Source organism: Kitasatospora papulosa (assembly GCF_000717245.1).
GTDB lineage: Bacteria > Actinomycetota > Actinomycetes > Streptomycetales > Streptomycetaceae > Streptomyces > Streptomyces papulosus.
On record NZ_JNYQ01000002.1, the window covers coordinates 90,740 to 107,466 of the forward strand.

Annotated in this window: 15 protein-coding genes and 1 pseudogene; 4 read left to right on the plus strand and 12 right to left on the minus strand. The window is 72.2% G+C overall.

Annotated features, from left to right (window positions below):
- Positions 1-11 precede the first annotated feature (11 nt).
- The 6 genes from IA22_RS0105910 to IA22_RS0105935 form a co-directional block, all read right to left on the minus strand.
- Complete coding sequence (locus IA22_RS0105910; RefSeq protein WP_030122923.1) at positions 12-818, minus strand: ABC transporter permease; 807 nt, start codon at positions 816-818, stop codon at positions 12-14.
- Positions 815-1,783: an ATP-binding cassette domain-containing protein gene (locus IA22_RS0105915; RefSeq protein WP_030122924.1), complete on the minus strand. Its 969-nt coding sequence runs from the start codon at positions 1,781-1,783 to the stop codon at positions 815-817. Before IA22_RS0105915 ends, IA22_RS0105910 begins: the two co-directional genes overlap by 4 nt.
- An 84-nt stretch (positions 1,784-1,867) precedes the next feature.
- Entirely contained in the window at positions 1,868-2,509 is a 642-nt protein-coding gene (locus IA22_RS0105920; protein WP_030122925.1) for a PadR family transcriptional regulator, read from the minus strand.
- A gap of 18 nt (positions 2,510-2,527) precedes the next feature.
- Positions 2,528-3,082, minus strand: a complete 555-nt coding sequence (locus IA22_RS0105925) for a DinB family protein (protein WP_030122926.1) — start codon at positions 3,080-3,082, stop codon at positions 2,528-2,530.
- 154 nt (positions 3,083-3,236) lie between these two features.
- Positions 3,237-4,694: an aldehyde dehydrogenase family protein gene (locus IA22_RS0105930; RefSeq protein WP_030122927.1), complete on the minus strand. Its 1,458-nt coding sequence runs from the start codon at positions 4,692-4,694 to the stop codon at positions 3,237-3,239.
- 55 nt (positions 4,695-4,749) lie between these two features.
- On the minus strand, positions 4,750-5,634 hold the full coding sequence (locus IA22_RS0105935) for a helix-turn-helix domain-containing protein (RefSeq protein ID WP_051087146.1): 885 nt from the start codon (positions 5,632-5,634) through the stop codon (positions 4,750-4,752).
- Positions 5,635-5,973: 339 nt separating this feature from the next.
- On the opposite strand from IA22_RS0105935, the gene IA22_RS0105940 reads away from it, so the two are divergent.
- Positions 5,974-6,516, plus strand: a complete 543-nt coding sequence (locus tag IA22_RS0105940) for an ATP-binding protein (protein ID WP_033247798.1) — start codon at positions 5,974-5,976, stop codon at positions 6,514-6,516.
- A 58-nt stretch (positions 6,517-6,574) separates the two neighbouring features.
- Here IA22_RS0105940 and IA22_RS0105945 read toward each other — a convergent pair whose 3' ends face one another.
- From IA22_RS0105945 to IA22_RS0105960, 4 genes are all read right to left on the minus strand, one after another.
- Positions 6,575-6,817, minus strand: a complete 243-nt coding sequence (locus tag IA22_RS0105945; RefSeq protein WP_014155487.1) for a DUF397 domain-containing protein — start codon at positions 6,815-6,817, stop codon at positions 6,575-6,577.
- Positions 6,818-7,113: 296 nt separating this feature from the next.
- The gene (locus tag IA22_RS0105950; protein WP_014155486.1) at positions 7,114-9,198 is read right to left on the minus strand and encodes an FUSC family protein; all 2,085 of its coding nucleotides are present in this window, start codon (positions 9,196-9,198) and stop codon (positions 7,114-7,116) included.
- A gap of 55 nt (positions 9,199-9,253) precedes the next feature.
- Complete coding sequence (locus tag IA22_RS0105955; protein ID WP_014155485.1) at positions 9,254-10,426, minus strand: DUF2786 domain-containing protein; 1,173 nt, start codon at positions 10,424-10,426, stop codon at positions 9,254-9,256.
- A 99-nt stretch (positions 10,427-10,525) separates the two neighbouring features.
- The gene (locus IA22_RS0105960; RefSeq protein WP_030122928.1) at positions 10,526-11,455 is read right to left on the minus strand and encodes an NADP-dependent oxidoreductase; all 930 of its coding nucleotides are present in this window, start codon (positions 11,453-11,455) and stop codon (positions 10,526-10,528) included.
- A gap of 210 nt (positions 11,456-11,665) precedes the next feature.
- Here IA22_RS0105960 and IA22_RS0105965 point away from each other — a divergent pair, with 210 nt between their 5' ends.
- The 3 genes from IA22_RS0105965 (at position 11,666) to IA22_RS0105975 (ending at position 15,297) form a co-directional block, all read left to right on the plus strand.
- Complete coding sequence (locus tag IA22_RS0105965; protein WP_030122929.1) at positions 11,666-13,372, plus strand: bifunctional 3'-5' exonuclease/DNA polymerase; 1,707 nt, start codon at positions 11,666-11,668, stop codon at positions 13,370-13,372.
- A 128-nt stretch (positions 13,373-13,500) separates the two neighbouring features.
- The gene (locus IA22_RS0105970) at positions 13,501-14,556 is read left to right on the plus strand and encodes a DUF2804 domain-containing protein (RefSeq protein ID WP_030122930.1); all 1,056 of its coding nucleotides are present in this window, start codon (positions 13,501-13,503) and stop codon (positions 14,554-14,556) included.
- Positions 14,557-14,592: 36 nt separating this feature from the next.
- Entirely contained in the window at positions 14,593-15,297 is a 705-nt protein-coding gene (locus IA22_RS0105975; protein WP_030122931.1) for a phosphotransferase, read from the plus strand.
- On the opposite strand, the pseudogene IA22_RS0105980 reads toward IA22_RS0105975, so the two are convergent.
- Together IA22_RS0105980 and IA22_RS0105985 are read right to left on the minus strand one after the other, a co-directional pair.
- Positions 15,282-15,728: pseudogene (locus IA22_RS0105980) on the minus strand (response regulator transcription factor); the annotation flags it as partial. The gene IA22_RS0105975 and the pseudogene IA22_RS0105980 overlap by 16 nt on opposite strands.
- A gap of 1 nt (position 15,729) precedes the next feature.
- Positions 15,730-16,683, minus strand: a complete 954-nt coding sequence (locus IA22_RS0105985) for a sulfurtransferase (RefSeq protein ID WP_030122933.1) — start codon at positions 16,681-16,683, stop codon at positions 15,730-15,732.
- Positions 16,684-16,727: the final 44 nt, after the last annotated feature.

Here is a 16,727-nt window from a genome sequence, read left to right on the forward strand (position 1 = left end):
CGGGGGCGGGCTCAGCGGCTGAGCCGTGCGAACCTCCGCACCGCCAGCGGGAAGAACACCGCGATCAGAGCCACCGGCCAGAGAACGGCGAGGAGTTCGGCGTGTTCGGCAGCCCAGGAACCGGAGCTCCCGCCCGGGTTGCCGAACAGGTCGCGTACCGCCGTCGCCGTGGCCGACATCGGGTTCCACTCGACGGCCGCGCCGAGCGGGCCCGGCATCGACTCGGGTGTCGCGAAGACGTTGGAGAGGAAACCGACCGGCCAGACCAGGATCTGCACGGCCTGCACCATCTCCGGCCGTCCCGCCACCATCGCCAGCTGGATGCCCGTCCACAGCATCGCGAACCGCAGCAGGAGCAGCAGCCCCAGCGCTCCCAGAGCGGCCGCCGTGCCGTTGTGCCAGCGCCAGCCGAGGGCGTATCCGACTCCGGTCATCACGGCGAGCGCGGCCACCGACTGGAGCATGTCCGCGGCACTCCGCCCGACCAGGACGGCTCCCGAGACCATCGGCATGGAACGGAACCGGTCCACGACCCCCTTGTTCAGGTCCTGGGTGACGGCCAGCATCGTGCCCTCCAGCCCGAAGGCCATGGTGAGCGCGAGCATCCCGGGCACCAGGAACTCCGTGTTGTCCCCTTCGACCCCCCGGCCGCCGCCGACCAGGTAGTTGAACATCAGGAGGAGCATCACCGGGAAGACCAGGCCGACGACCACCTGGACCGGCTGCCGTGCCCAGTGCGCCAGTTCGCGCCGGGTCATCGTCCAGGAGTCGGCCAGTGCCCAGCCGATGCGCCCCGGTCCCGCCGTGGTCGTGCTCATACCGCCACCTCCGTGCCCGCGGACGCCAGGTCCCCGCTCTCGTGTCCGGAGCCGGTGAGGGACAGGAACACCTCGTCCAGCGTGGGCCGGCGCACGGCGATGTCCTCCGCCTCGATGCCCGCCTCCTCCAGCGCCCGCACCGTCCGGGTCAGGGCCCGCATGCGGTCGGGAGCGGGTGCGCCGAGCAGCCGCCGGTCCCGGTCCACGGTCACCCCCTCGCCGAGCAGCGCGGCCGCCTCGCCGAGCCGGTCCGTGTCGCGGATCACGACGTCGATGCGGTCGCCGCCGACCATCGCCTTGAGCCGGTCGGCCGTGCCCTCGGCGACGACCCGGCCGCCGTCGACGACCGAGATGCGGTCGGCCAACTGGTCCGCCTCCTCCAGGTACTGCGTGGTCAGCAGGACCGTGGTGCCGCCCGCCGTCAGGGACCGCACCGCGTTCCACACCTCGGCGCGCCCGCGCGGGTCGAGGCCGGTCGTGGGTTCGTCCAGGAAGAGCACCTCCGGGTCGGTGATCAGGGACGCGGCCAGGTCGAGGCGGCGCCGCATGCCGCCGCTGTACCGCTCGACCGCCTTGCGCCCGGTGTCCGCGAGCCCGAAACGCTCCAGCAGCTCGTCGGCCCGCTGTCCCGCCCTTCGGGCCCCCAGGTGGTACAGCCGGCCGAACATCTCCAGGTTCTGCCGACCGCCGAGCTTCTCGTCCACCGCCGCGTGCTGGCCGAGCAGTCCGATCCGCCGCCTCACCTCGGCGGCCTGGGACCGTACGTCGAATCCCGCCACCTCCGCACGGCCGCCGTCGTACCGCAGCAGCGTCGTCAGCACCCGGACGGCGGTGGTCTTGCCCGCCCCGTTGGGGCCGAGCACGCCGTGGACCGTCCCTCCGCGGACGGCGAATCCGAGGCCGTCCAGGGCGCGCTTCTTTCCGAAGCGCTTGTGCACTCCCTCGACGACGATTGCGTCGCTCACCGTGCTCACCAGCCTCTCAGGCTTATAGTCAAACTTGACTAGTGAGCCGAAGATAGACCCGCCGACCTCTTTGGTCAAACTTGATTAGTGGGTATCCCCGGGATCGGGCGCACCGGTCGCGTAAGGGTTCTCCTGCCCCTCCGCGAGCACGCCGACGAAGGGGTCGCCCTCACCCGCGAAGGTGTACGCCCCCGCTTCGAGACGGGCGATCAGTCCGCGCGTCCACGCGGCACCCGCGTCGGCCGAGTGGACCCACATGTTCATGATCTCGCCGATGTGGCCCAGGGACTCCGGGCCCTCCGCGGGCGTGTAGTGCTCCGTGACCGAGGCGCGCCAGGCCTCGATGGCCGCCACGCGCTCCCTCAGGAGCGCCACCGCCTCGCCCCGCTCCAGATCGACGATGAAGCCGATGCCGGCCGAGAGCACGTCCACGCCCTGGTCGTACGACGTCAGAGAGGCCCGGAGCAGGGTGAAGAACTCCTGGTCACCGAGGTCCGTCATCTCGTACTCGGTGCGGGGCGGCCCGCCTGCCGTGGACGGGGCGACCTCATGGGCGAGGAGCAGTCCCTGCTTCGCCATCTGCTTGAGGGCGTGATAGATCGACCCCGGCTTGGCGCTGGACCACTCGTGGGCGCCCCAGTACTCCAGGTCGTTGCGCACCTGATAACCGTGCGCGCGGCCGTGCTGGCGCACGGCCCCCAGGACGAGGAGACGGATCGCCGACATACCACCCACCCTTCGTACTCAACTTTGATCAGAGTAGCCCGCCTCCTCCGCCACCAACTGAAGGGCGGTCCTGCCGTCCAGCGTCTCGCGGAGGATGTCGGCGTGGCCCGCGTGGCGGCCGGTCTCCTCGACGAGGTGGATCAGCAGCCAGCGCATCGAGCAGCGCCCGTTCTCGGGGAACCAGGGCGCCGGGGGCAGCGGGAAGGTCTCGTCCATGCTGCTGACGTCATGCCGGATGAACGCCTCCGTCTCGGCGGCGACCTTCGCCCAGAACTCGAGAATCTGCGGGATGGTCTCGCCGTCGACGAGCCGGAATCCGTCGGCCCAGGTCTCCGCGTCGCGCTCCTTGTCGTTCGGGCGCCGCTGGGCCATCCGCAGCCAGTTCAGCTCGCCCTCGGCGACGTGCTTGAGCAGACCGGAGAGCGAGAGCTCACCGACGCAGGGACGGGTCGCCGCCTGCTCCTCGGTGAGCCCGAGGAGGGAGCGCCGGACCGCGCCGCGCTGCGCCTCGACGAAGGCGAGGAGCGCACGCTTCTCGTCGCCGGGGGTCTCTGCGGGGACGTGCGTGACCACGATGTCTTCCTTCTGCCGGACGTGACGACTGCCTGCTGCTCGCACCGTCAACGTACGGACCCATCAGGTCAGATCCTGGCCTCGATGAGGCCTCGCCGGAGGGCCGGCCGGAAACCCGGCCGGGAGGCCCGGCGGAAAGCCCGCCGGAAGGTCCTCAGAAGGGAAACACCGTGCGCCCGTGCTGCACCGATATCCACTTGCGGGTGGTGAACGCCTCCACCGCGGCCTCGCCGTTCAGCCGCCCCATGCCGGAACTCTTCTCGCCTCCGAACGCGACCGCCGGATCGTCCTGCACGGTCGGACCGTTCACGTGGAACATCCCCCCGGTGACCCGCCGGGCGAACCGCACGCCGCGCTCCGCGTCCGCCGTGTGCACCGCCCCGCTCAGCCCGTAGGGACTGTCGTTGACGATGTGCAGGGCCTCGTCCTCGCCGTCGAACGGCAGGAGCAGCGCCACGGGGCCGAAGATCTCCTCCACCAGCAGCGGTGACCCTTCCGGCAGCCCGGTCAGCACGGTCGGCTCGACGAGGTTGCCGCGGGTGCGGCCCCGCACGAGCGCGGTGGCGCCGGCCTCGATCGCCCCGTCGACCAGCGCGGTGAGCGCCTCGGCCTGGAAGGCACTGATGACAGGACCGATACGGGTTTCCGGGTCCCGCGGGTCACCCGCCGTCAGGGCGGACACCGCGGCGGTGAACCGCTCGGTGAACTCCCGCTCCACGGACCGGTCCACCAGGATGCGGTTGGCGGCCATGCCGACCTGCCCCTGGAACAGGAAGCGGCTGTAGACGGCTGCCCGGACCGCGTGGTCGAGGTCGGCGTCCTCCAGCACGACCAGGGCGCTGTTGCCGCTCAGTTCGAGGATGGTCCGCTTGAAGAGCCCGGCGGCGACCGCGGCGACGTGACGGCCCACCCGGTCCGAACCGGTGAACGAGATCACCTTGGGCACCGGGTGTTCGATGAAGGCGTCACCTATCTCCGCGCTGTCGGTGACGACGACGTTGAGTACACCGGCCGGAAGCCCCGCGTCCTCGAAGATCCGGGCGACCAGCCCTCCGCCGGCGACCGGCGCGTTCTGATGGGGCTTCACCACGGCCGCGTTGCCGAGCGCGAGCGCGGGGGCGACGGTCTTCATCGTCACCAGGAAGGGGAAGTTGAAGGCACTGATCACACCGACGACCCCGACGGGCAGCCGGTAGACCCGGTTCTCCTTGCCGTCGGCGACCGAGGGCAGCAGACCGGCCGTGGGCCGCATCGCCTGACCGGCGGCCTCGCGCAGGAACTCCTGCGCGGCACGCACCTCGTATTCCGCCCTGGGCCTGGTACCGCCGAGCTCGTCGATGATCAGCTCGACGATTTCGTCGCCGCGTTCTCCGACGATCCGCACCGCGTTCTCCAGAACGCACCGCCGTTCGTGGGAACCGGCCGTCGCCCATTTCCGCTGCGCGCGTTCGGCGGCCCGGTATGCGAGATCGACTTCCGCCGCGGTGGCCACGGTGACCGAGCAGAGTTTCTCGCCGTTGTAGGGATTGATGTCAATGATGTCCCACGCACCGTTGCCGGTCAGCCACTCGCCGTCGATGTACTGGCGGGCCAGTTCACTGGGGAAGGACATGCAATCCCTTACTGCAGGCGCAGACTCCTGTCGGATTAGTCATCGTACTGGCGAATCAGGTGAGTTGAAGGAGTCCCCGGAGAAGATCCCGGCTCTCGTCGGGCCCCGGGCTGTCCTCGTGAAGCCTGACCATGGCCTTTTCGTACTGGGCGACTTCTTCCGCCTTGTCCAGATAGAGCGCACTTGTCAGCTGCTCCAGATAGACGATGTCCGACAGATCGGATTCCGGGAAACGCAGCATCGTGAATGCCCCGCTCTCCCCGGCATGACCGCCGAAGCTGAAGGGCATCACCTGAAGAGTGATATTCGGCTGCTCCGACATGTCGATCAGGTGCCGCAATTGAGCACGCATCACTTCCCGCCCGCCGTAGGGACGGCGCAGTGCCGCCTCGTCCAGCACGGCGTGGAAGCGGGGGGCGCGCTCGGAGACGAGCGCCTTCTGCCGGGCCAGCCGCAGCGCGACCCTGCGGTCGATCTCGGCGGCCGGCGCACCGGGCATTCCCCGGGCGACGACGGCATGCGCGTACGCCTCGGTCTGCAACAGACCGTGAACGAACTGGACTTCGTAGATCCGGATGAGCGACGCCGCGCCCTCCAGACCGATATACGTCTGGAACCAGCCGGGCAGCACGTCGCCGTAACTGTGCCACCAGCCCGCCACATTGGCCTCACGGGCCAGGCCGAGGAGTGACTCCCGCTCCGCCTCGTCCGTGACTCCGTACAGCGTGAGCAGGTCCTCGACGTCCCTGGCCTTGAAGCTCACCCGTCCCAACTCCATGCGGCTGATCTTCGACTCGGAGGCGCGGATGGAGTAGCCGGCCGCCTCACGGGTGATGCCGCGCGACTCGCGCAGGCGCCTGAGCTGTGAGCCCAGGAGGATGCGCCGCACCACAGAACCACTCGACTCGCCTGCCGTCACCGGCTTACCGACCCTCCCCATCGCTTCCCGTACTCCGGAGCTCCCCCGAACCCCGGAGGCGGATTCTGCCACCAAAACGCTTCAGCCCGTACTCATTCGATTACAGAGACGGGAAGACTTTCCGAAAGCTTCAAAACTATGAAGCGGAAGAAATGAGTCCGAACCGGCACGGTACAGGGCAGATCCCGCGCGTGCACGTGCATCTGCCCTTGCATCTGCTCTGCGCATTCGGAACCATGGTCCCCGCGCACCTGCATGCTCGTTCGTGTTGTGCCTCTGTACCCGCAGTGCCCGCCAGAAGCAGTGCCGCTACAGCCTCGAATCCCGGGAGCGCCTCGTATGGGGACGAATGGATCGACGATGCTCGAGCCGTTACGGCAGGGGCTTCCCCCCATCGACCCCTCGGCGGTCTCCGGCTCGGCCTGCTGCAGGCTGCCGGCCCGGTACGAAGCGGTGGGCGGGGCACGGAGATTCACCCGTACGACCCTGACCTCGTGGGATCTGGGCGACCACTTCGACGACGTGGCCCTGGTCGTGTCCGAGCTGGTCACCAACGCGCTGCGGCACGCCCTTCCGGGCGACACCGCCCGGGAACGCCAGGACACCTCCGTGCGCCTGCACCTCATGCGCTGGACCTCACGCCTGGTGTGCGCGGTGCGCGACCCCAGCCTGAAGGGACCCGTCGCGGGCGAGGCGCCGGACTCCGCGGAGTCCGGGCGAGGCCTGTTCCTCGTCGAGTCGTTCAGCGACTCCTGGGGGTGGCACCCCTCCCCCGTACCGGCCGGCGAGAAGTCGGCCGACGGCGGGCTCGGCAAGGTGGTCTGGGCGCTGTTCCGGCTGACGGACCACCACCCGGCGCCGGAGCGGCCGGTCACGGTCGACGCGCTCGGAGACGGCCGGTAGCACGAGGCGCGCCCGGCCGCACGACGGCGCGGACGGGTCCGCCGGGTCCGCCGTGCGGTCAGCCGCCGGTGGCCAGGTGGTCGAACTCCCCGTCCTTGACGCCCAGCAGCAGCGCCTCTATCTCGGCCGGCGTGTAGACCAGCGCAGGCCCGTCGGGGTGGCGCGAGTTGCGCATCGCGACATTTCCGCCGGGCAGTTTCGCGAACTCCACGCATGATCCTTGTGAGTTGCTGTGTCTGCTCTTCTGCCAGACGACCCCGCGAAGCTCTGTGGCCGCCATGCCGTTGTACACGTCGTGCACAGGACGCTCCCGAGTTGCAAGGTGCAAGTGTCAACTAGCTCGGATCATAGCTGTGTTCAAATGCCAATGCATGAGCAGATGCACGTGCACGCGGGGTGCGCGCGTGATTACAGCTTTCCCGCCGATCGGCCCACCGATTCCCCATCTCTATGGGTAAGAGACGATCGTCGCGTCAATTCGGCTCCCGATCAACGGAGTTGTTTGTTCCCGCCCGGCAGCTCGACGCGGCCTTTCGGCCATGATTCGCCAAGGGAATCCGCCGACGGTCCCGCCCGGGCCGTCCGGCCCTCCGACGCCTACGCCCGCCCGCTGCTGATCTCCAGCGCCTGCGAGAAGTCCTCCAGGGCGCGGAGCAGCAGGGTCGCCCCGTTGCGCACGAAGGGGTCGGGCGGTGGCTGCCCCGGGGCGGCGTCCTCGTGCTCCAGCGCCTCCCTTACGGGACCCCAGTCCGGGATGCGGCGCTCCCGCACCGCCTTCGCGCCCTCCTCACTGGCCCGGCGCAGCGCGTCGGCCAGCGCGGCCGCCTCGGGGACGGGGGTGGCGGAGGCGGCCGGGAGGTGGGCCTCCATGAGCATCGCGACCCTGCCGAACTGGGCGAGCGCGTCCTGGGCGTCCGCGGCGGAGGTCCTGGAGATGCCCCGGTGGCGTACCGGTTCGTGCCGGGCCTTCTCCAGCGCCTCCTGCCAGGCCACGCGGGCCTCCCGGGTGGTGAGGAGGGCGGTACGCACGTCCTCCAGGCTCCGGGACGCGGGGTCGGCGTACCGGTCGAGCACGGTGGCCGCGTAGCGCCCGTCCGTGACCACCCAGGCGGCGAGCCGGTCACGCAGCCGCGGCGTCTCCCAGGCCGGGTAGACGGCGTACGCCACCATCGCCAGGATTCCGCCGATGAGGGTCAGCACCACCCGCTCGGGCACGGTCTGCGACCAGTCGTCGCCCGCCATCCCGAGCAGGAAGACGACGTAGGCGGAGACACAGACCTGGCCGACCGCGTAGCCCGTGCGCATGAGCAGGTACATCAGCCCGGCGCTGACGACGGCGAGCAGGGCGGAGAGCTCCGCGTTCGGGTGCGCGGCCTGCACGATTCCGGTGGCGACCGCGACGCCGACCACGGTGCCCATGAAGCGGGCGACGGACCGTGAGTACGTCTGGGTGAACTCCGGGCGCATCACCATCACGGCGGTCATCGGCGCCCAGTAGCCGTGGCCGAACGGCAGCACCGCCCCCAGGAGATAGCCCGCCGCGGCCACCGCCGACACACGGACGGCGTGGCGCAGGATCGTCGACCCCCGGCGCATCTCCCGGCGCATGGAACGGTAGACGACGGGGACGAGCCGCAGGAGAGTGGGCCGGCGGCGGTGCGGGACGAGCGGCTCCCCCGGTGTCCGGTCGTCCGTACCGGTGCCCTCGGCGATCTCGATGACGTCGGCCAGCAGGGAGACGAGCCGGTCGGCGGCCCGGCGGGGCGGCCCGGTGAGGATGACCTCGGTGTCGGGGGACTTCAGCACCGAGAGGGCCGTCTCGTCCAGTTGGACCGGATCCCCGTGGCGCACCGCGCGGGCCGCCGAGTCGAGCAGTGACCCGGCGGCACCGAGGATCTCCCACACCCAGTAGCGCTCGGGGCCCTCGGCCGGGACCCCCAGGGCGGGATCGGCCAGCGAGGCCAGGACCGGCCGCAGCCGTTCGGCGACCCCGCGCGCGCCGTGCAGGTCGGCGGGGCGCCGACGTGCCTGGCGCGGGGTGACCGCGGCGGCGTTGCGCGCGGTCATCAGCGGTACGGGGTCGAAGGGCGCGACCGGGTCGTTCCGCAGTCTGCGGGCGTAGTCGGCCACCCCCGCCAGGGCGTCGGCCAGCGCGTCACGCTGCGCGCCCCATCTGCGGACCGGGAACAGCACGATCAGCGCCGCCTGCACGAACCCGCCGAACGCCATCATCCCGGCGTGGGCGGCGGCGTCGAGGACCGAGGTCGGCAGGGTGATCGTGACCAGCATGATCGAGACGTTGGAGCCCGCGATGATGCCGCCCGTGGGGCCGGCCGCCCAGGTCATCCCGGCGGCGAACGTCCAGAGGATCAGCAGGGCGAGGAAGAGCAGGGTGTGGGAGACGGTGACGTAGCCGACGAACGTGGACACGGCCAGGCTGGCACCGGAGACCAGGGCGAGAACGGGGCGGGGCCGCCAGCTGCGCTGGAAGGTGGCGATGGCGGCCTGGAACGCCCCGAACGCGGAGCCGGCGGCGATCACCGGCCCGAACAGCGCCAGACTCACCCCGACGACGAGGGCGAGACCCGCGGCGCCGCGCACCGCGATGAGCGGTTCGAGACGCAGCCGCTCGATCTCGAGCCCCGAGCGGGCCGTCTCCTTCAGCGCCCGGAGCCAGCTCATGGTCAGAGCCTAGCTGCATCACCTCACAACTCCGGACTTATGCCGCCCAACCGTTCTAACGGCTGATTTCCGGACCTTCCCCACCCATCCTGGCCCGGTCCGCCGCAGCCGTGCCGTGCGTCCACCCTTCGAGGTCCGTCGCCCCGCGCAGCCGGGTCGTGGTCGTCCTCGGGAACATCCGCTCGGCCGTGTCCGTGACCGCCACGTCCCGTGCCGCCAGGACCGGCAGCAGCGCCCCGGTGGACTCGGCCCGGCCGCCGGCTTCCGCGCCCGCCTCGGCGGTGACCCGCGCGGTGTCGGCCGCGAGCCGGCTGCCCAGGCGCTGGGCGTAGGCCATCAGGAAGGACTGCCTGAACGTCTTGGTCCGCCTGCGTCCGCCGGCCCGCTGCCCGGCCTCCGCCTTCGTCATCGCGGCGTTGCCCTGGACGAGCAGGGAGGTGAAGAGCAGTTCCACGGACTCCAGGTCCGGCTCGAAGCCGACCACCGTCGTGAAACCGAGATCGCTGTTCCACACGGCACGGCAGCGGTTGGCCGAGGCCACGGCGTCGAGCAGGACGGCCTTCGCGCTCTCGTACGGGGCGTCGACCCCGATCCTGACGGCCCCCGGCACGTCGGCGCTGTGCGTGCGCGCGGCGAGCAGCGCCTCGTCGATGCTGTGCCGGGCCATCAGCTCCTGCGCCTTGGTGGTGAGCGCCTCGGCCTCCTCCGGGAAACCGGTCGCCTCCGCCTTGGCGAGCAGCGCCCGGATCCTGGTGAGCATGCGGGGTTCACCGGCGGCCGGCGGCCGGAGCGCCGGGTCGCCTGCCGCCGTGCCGGGCGGCGGGCCGGCCGGCTCGATGGCCGGGAGACGCAGCAGCAGCCGGTAGAGCTCCAGGAGCGCGGAGGCGTACGTGAAGCGGTCGGGGCGGTTGCGCGGCGCCGGGGCGGGCATCGCGGCCAGTTGGTCCGCCCAGCGAGGGGGCAGCTGCCCGTACCCCGCCGTCTCCGCCTCGATCAGGGCGGCGGCGAGCGCGGCCCCGGCGTCGTCCAGCTCCCGCCGGACCGTCCGTACGACGTCGGCGGGCTGCCAGCCGCGGGCCCAGGCCCGCCGGACGAACTCCTCGCCACGGCGATGCAGCTCCTCGTCGGCGGACGGATCCGCGGCGAGCAGGGAGGCGCCGGTGTCCAGGCCCGCGTCGCCGTCCGAGTACAGGGCCGCGGCGCACGCCCGGTCGATCACCGATTCCATCGGACCAGCGTAGGCGGCGGCAGCACGCCCTTTGTTCCCCAGGGGCGCCGGGGCGGCGGCGCGCTCAGCACTACCCGGGTGCGCCGGGCGGCGGCGCGCTCAGTGCTCACCGGGGAGCAGCACCAGCTTGCCGCGTACGTGTCCCGCCTCGCTGAGTTGCTGGGCCCGCGCCGCCGCGCCGAGCGGGAACGTCTGCTCGACCGGGATGCGCAGGCCGCCGACCGCGGCCGACTGCGCGTACCCGCCGAGCTGTCTCCCCTCGTCCGGCGAGGTGCCGCCGCCCGCCGAGAAGGCCACCCCGTGACGGGCCGCGTCCGGGTCGGCGATGGTGGAGATCCGCTCCGGGGTGCCGTCGCGCAGCTCCACCGAGTCCGCCAGGACGCCCTTGCCCGCCACGTCGAACACCGCGTCGACACCCTGGGGTGCGGCTTCACGCACCCGGCCCACCAGTCCGTCCCCGTACGCCACGGGGACCGCGCCGAGCACCCGCAGATAGTCGTGGTTGGCGGGCGAGGCCGTCCCGACGACGGTGGCGCCCCTGGCAGCGGCCAGCTGGACCGCGGCGGAGCCGACCGCGCCGGACGCGCCGTGCACCAGCAGGGTCTCGCCCGCCGACACCGCCAGCTCGTCGAGCACCCGCGCGGCGGTCGCGGTCGCGACCGGCAGCGCGGCGGCCTCCGGCCATCCCAGCCCCTCCGGTTTACGCGCGACGGCTCCCACGTCGGCCAGGACGTATTCCGCGTACGCGCCGGTGGCGCTCCGGCCCAGCACCTCGTCGCCGACCGCGAATTCGGTGACGCCCCCACCGGTCTCGTCGACGACTCCGGCGAACTCACTGCCGGGTGTGGCGGGCAGCGGAGTGGGGAACGCCGCCTCCATCCAGCCGTTGCGGATCTTGTAGTCGACCGGATTGACCCCGGCCGCCCTGACCGCCACCCGGATCTGCCCGGGGCCGGCGTGCACGTCGTCGACCCGGGCCAGGCGCAGCACCTCGGGGCCGCCGAACTCCTCGTACACGATCGCTTCCATCACCGTCTCCTCCGCCGCCTGCCGGGTCCCGGTACGCGCCACGCGCACCCACTCCGATCGTCGCGGCAGTCCGGCGGGCCCGCCCGGTGAGCGGGAGCGGGGTGAGCCGGAGCGGGGTTGAGCGGGAGCGGCACGACGCCCGGTCGGCGGGAGCGGCGAGCCGCCGGGTGAGCCGGGTCGCCTGTCAGTGCCGGGTGCGAGACTCGCCCCATGACCGAACGCTGGGCTCTGGCCACTGCGGAAGGGGGCGGCGCGCTCCTCGCGCCGCTCACCCGCGACGGCCTGCCCGCCGGCCCGGTCCTGGCCGAGCCGGATCTCGTCGAGTCTGTCCGCTCCCGCCCCGAGGTGGCCCGCTGGGTCTGGCGTTCGACCACCGGGATCTATCCTCGGCTGCTCGCGGCCGGCGTGCGCGTCGAGCGGTGCTACGACATCGAGTGCGCCGAGCTGCTGCTGCTCGGACACGAGGGACGGCTGGGGGAACCCCGTTCGGCCGCGGCCGCCTGGGCCCGGCTGCGGCACGCCCCGGTACCGCCGGACCCTCCGCCGCGCTCCGCCGAGCCGGGCACCCAGTCCTCCCTCTTCGAACCGCGCTCCGGCACCGATCTGCCCTTCGAGGCCCTGCTCCAGGTCTACGCCGAGCAGTTGCGCCGCCACACTGCGGCGGAGCATCCCGGCCGGATGGCGCTGCTCACGGCCGCCGAGTCCGCGGGCATGCTGGTCGCCGCCGAGATGGACGCGTCCGGCCTCCCCTGGCGGGCCGACGTGCACCGCGCGGTGCTGAACGAACTGCTGGGCGAGCGGTACCCGGGCGGCGGCGAGCCCCGACGACTGGCCGAGGCCGCGGACGAGGTGTCCGCCGCGTTCGGCCGACGGGTGCGCCCCGACCTGCCCGCCGACGTCGTGAAGGCGTTCGCCCAGGCCGGGATCAAGGTCGGATCGACCCGGCGGTGGGAGCTGGAGGCGCTCGACCACCCGGCGGTGGAGCCGCTGATCCGGTACAAGAAGCTGTACCGCATCTGGACGGCACACGGCTGGGGCTGGCTCCAGGACTGGGTGCGCGACGGCCGGTTCCGTCCCGGGTACCAGCCGGGGGGCACGGTCAGCGGACGCTGGACGACCAACGGCGGCGGGGCGCTGCAGATCCCCAAGGTGATCCGGCGGGCGGTCGTCGCCGACGAGGGCTGGCGGCTGGTCGTGGCGGACGCCGACCAGATGGAACCCCGCGTACTGGCGGCGATCTCGCGCGACCGGGGGCTGATGGAGGTGGCCGGACACGAGGGCGACCTCTACAAGGCTCTGTCCGACCGGGCGTTCCACGGTGACCGCGACCACGCCAAGATCGCGCTGCTGGGCGCGGTCTACGGACAGACCTCGGGCGACGGCCTGAAGAACCTGGCGGCGCTGCGGCGGCGCTTCCCGCAGGCCGTCGCCTACGTCGACGACGCGGCGAAGGCCGGTGAGGAGGGCCGCCTCGTCCGCACGTGGCTGGGCCGCACCAGCCCGCCCGCCGTGGGGGCGGACGAGGACGGGGAGGCGGGGATCCCCCAGGAGAGCGAGGAGCCGCCGTCCGGCGAAGCCACCGGCACGTACGGATTCACCCCGGGCTACGCGTCGTCGAACGCTCGGGCGCGGGGCCGCTTCACCCGCAACTTCGTGGTCCAGGGCAGCGCCGCGGACTGGGCGCTGCTGCTCCTGGCGGCGCTGCGGCGGACACTGGCCGCCGGGGGTATGCGGGCGGAGCTGGTGTTCTTCCAGCACGACGAGGTGATCGTGCACTGCCCGGCCGAGGAGGCGTCCGCAGTCGTGGAAGCGATCCGGGAGGCCGGGGAGCTGGCCGGCCGGGTCGCGTTCGGGGAGACACCGGTCCGCTTCCCCTTCACCACGGCGGTGGTCGAGCGGTATGCGGACGCCAAGTAGGGCCCGCCCGGGCGGCACGGGCCGGAGGGCGGCCCCCCTGTCCCTGGGCGAGCGGGGCTCCGTGCCGTACGCGGGTGGGGCTCCGTGCCGTACGCGGGTGGGGCTCCGTGCCGCTATAGGCTCCGGCCATGGCGACGCACGAGCACGAGATCACCGAGCCCGTCGACCTCTGCCTTCCCGACGGAAGCCTGAATCCGGCGGCTGTCGGCTGGTCCAGGAAGCCCCTGCACCGGGCCAACCTGCGCGGCTGGGGCCGGACGAAGCGGTGGGAGTACTGGTGTGTGACCACGCCCACCCATCTGGTGGCCCTGACGGTGAGCGACCTCGACTTCCTGGCGCTGAACACGGTCTACGTGCTGGAATTCGGCACGGGAGGGCGCGAGTTCGAGTGCTCCTCGATCGTCCCCGCGGCCCGGGGAGTGCGTCTCCCGGACAGCGTCGCCGGGGCACCGGGATCGGAGGACGTCGTGGTCGGCCCGGCACGGCCGACCGGGAACAAGGTGCGCGTCGAGATCCGTGACGAGAACGCCGGGACGAGGCTGAGGGCCCGCTGTCTGACCCGGGAACGGTTTCCGCTGGAGGTCGATCTCCTGGTGTCACGGCCGGAGGGCCACGAGTCGCTCTCCGTCGTCGTGCCGTGGAGCGAGCAGCGCTTCCAGTACACCTCCAAGCACACCGCCCTCCCCGCCTCCGGCCGGGTGCGCGTCGGCAGCGAGATCGTGAAGTTCGGCGGGGAGGGCAACGAGACCTGGGCCGTCCTGGACCACGGCCGTGGCCGCTGGCCCCGCACGGTCGACTGGAACTGGGGTGCCGCGTCCGGGCGTACGGACGGGCACACGGTCGGCCTCCAGTTCGGCGGCCGCTGGACGGAGGGCACGGGGTCCACCGAGAACGGGCTCTGCGTGGACGGCCGGCTCACCAAGATCGGTGAGGAGCTGGACTGGCGGTGGTCCGCCGCGGACCCGATGGCCCCCCTGTCCCTCCGCACCCCCTCCTCCGGCCAGGTGGACCTGACGTTCACGCCCTTCCACAACCGTGCCGTGCACACGGACGTGGGCCTGATCGCCAACCGCACCGACCAGCGCTTCGGGCACTACGACGGCCGGATCCGCACCGATGACGGGGAGGAGATCGCCGTGGAGCAACTCCTGGGCTGGGCCGAGGATGTCCACATGCGCTGGTGACTCCCCGGGGCGGGACGGCACGGGTAGGTTTCCCTCATGGAAATAGGCCCGCTCCTGGGCTCGGGACGCACCGCCGACGTGTACGCACTCGACGGCACCTGGGTCCTGCGCCGCTACCGCGACGGCATCGACACCACAGGTGAGCTGGCCGTGATGTCGTATCTCGCGGCGTCGGGCTTTCCGGTGCCGCGCATCGGTCCGCCCGCCGACGACGCGCTTCCCACGGATCTGGTGGTGCAGCGGCTCACCGGCCCGACACTGGCCGAGGCACTGCTGGCGGGCACGGTCACCGAGGACGAGGGCGCGGATCTGCTGGTACGGCTCCTCCATGAGCTCCACGCGATACCGGCGCGGCTCTCCCAGGACCCCGAGGACCGGGTCCTGCACCTGGATCTGCACCCGGAGAACGTGATCCTGAGCCCCGAGGGCGCCCGGGTGATCGGCTGGCTGACCGCCCGTGAGGGGCCGCCCGCGCTCGACCGGGCCATGACCTCCCTGATCCTGGCCCAGGTGTCCCTCGACCCCGCCGTCACCGCGGGCGCCCGGCTGCGGGGCCTGCTGGCGGCACTGCTCACCCGCTTCGCGGCCGACGGCGGTGTGTCCGCCGACGCACTCGCGCGCGCCACCGCCCTGCGGGCGGAGGACCCGCGGCTCACCGCCCACGAGGCGACGGCGCTGGACGAGGCAGCCGGTCTGGTCGCGTCGCTCTCGGGCGGGGGCCCGGCTCACTTCCGCAGATAGGCCAGCACGGCGAGGACCCGGCGGTTGGTCGCATCGGTCAGGGAGAGATCCAGCTTGGTCAGGATCGATCCGAAATGCTTGCTGACCGTTCCCTCACTGCCCGTCAGTGCCTCGGCGACGGAGGCGTTCGAGCGGCCCTCGGCGACGGAGGCGTTCGAGCGGCCCTCCGCCATCAGGGCCAGTACCTCCCGCTCCCGCGCCGTCAGCCGGGACAGCGGATCGCGGCGGTGCCGCAGCAGCTGGCGCACGACCTCCGGGTCCACGACGGTCCCGCCGTCGGCGACCCGCCGGAGCGCGTCGACGAACTCCTCCACCTTGCCCACGCGTTCCTTGAGGAGGTGGCCCACGCCCGTACCGTCGCAGGAGTCGAGCAGATCCTCGGCGTAGGCACGCTGGACGTACTGGCTGAGAACCAGCACCGGACCGGCCGGCTCAGGGGCCTGTCACCACCGGGAGTTCGGACGGCAGGCCCCACTCGCTCCACGACCCGTCGTAGACCGCCACGTCGCTGTACCCGGCGAGTTCGGCGCCGAGCGCCAGGACGCACGCCGTCACGCCGGAACCGCAGCTCACCACCAGCCGCTCCCGGTCCCCCGCCGACGCCTCGAACAGGGACCGGAGTTGCTCCTCCGGGAGCATCCGGCCGTCACGCTGGAGCACGCCGAAGGGCAGACTGACCGAACCCGGCATGTGGCCGCCGCGCAGTCCGGGCCGGGGCTCGGCCGCCGTGCCGGCGAACCGCTCGCGGGACCTCGCGTCGAGGACGGCCGCGTCCGGATCCGCGAGCGCGGCCAGGACGGCGTCGCTCCCGACCAGTGCGCCGGGGCGCGGGCGGGCGGTGAAGTCACCGGCCCGCCAGGGTCCTTGCGTCCCGGGGGCCTCGGCGGACGGGCCCTGCGCGGGGCTTCCGCCCCGCCCGGCGGCTCGCGGGTCCTCGGCCCTCCCCTCCGGTGCGAGTTCCTCGACCGGGTGCCCTGCCGCCTCCCAGGCGGGCAGCCCCCCGTCCAGCACCGCCGCACGGTCGAAACCCATGGCGCGGAGCATCCACCAGGCACGAGGGCTCGAGTAGATCCCCGCGGTGTCGTAGACGACGACCGTGTCCGTACTGTTCACACCCAGCGCCCGCATCTCCTCGGCGAACCATTCCGCCGGAGGCATCGTGTGGGGCAGCCGTACGGAGTGGTCGGACATGGCCCCGTCGATGTCGAAACGACGGGCCCCGGGGATGCGTCGCCCGACGGACCGGTGAGCGCCCACCGATGCGTCCAGGAGCACGGTCCCCGGCCGGCCCGCCAGCGCGGCGAGGCGGTCCACGTCGACGAGCGGGCCGGGCAGGCTCACCGCTCGGGTGCCGGCGCCCGTCGGCCGGTGCTCGGTGCTGGTCATGAACGGTTCCCCCCAGGGCCGGACGGCTGCGCGTGAAGGCCGGA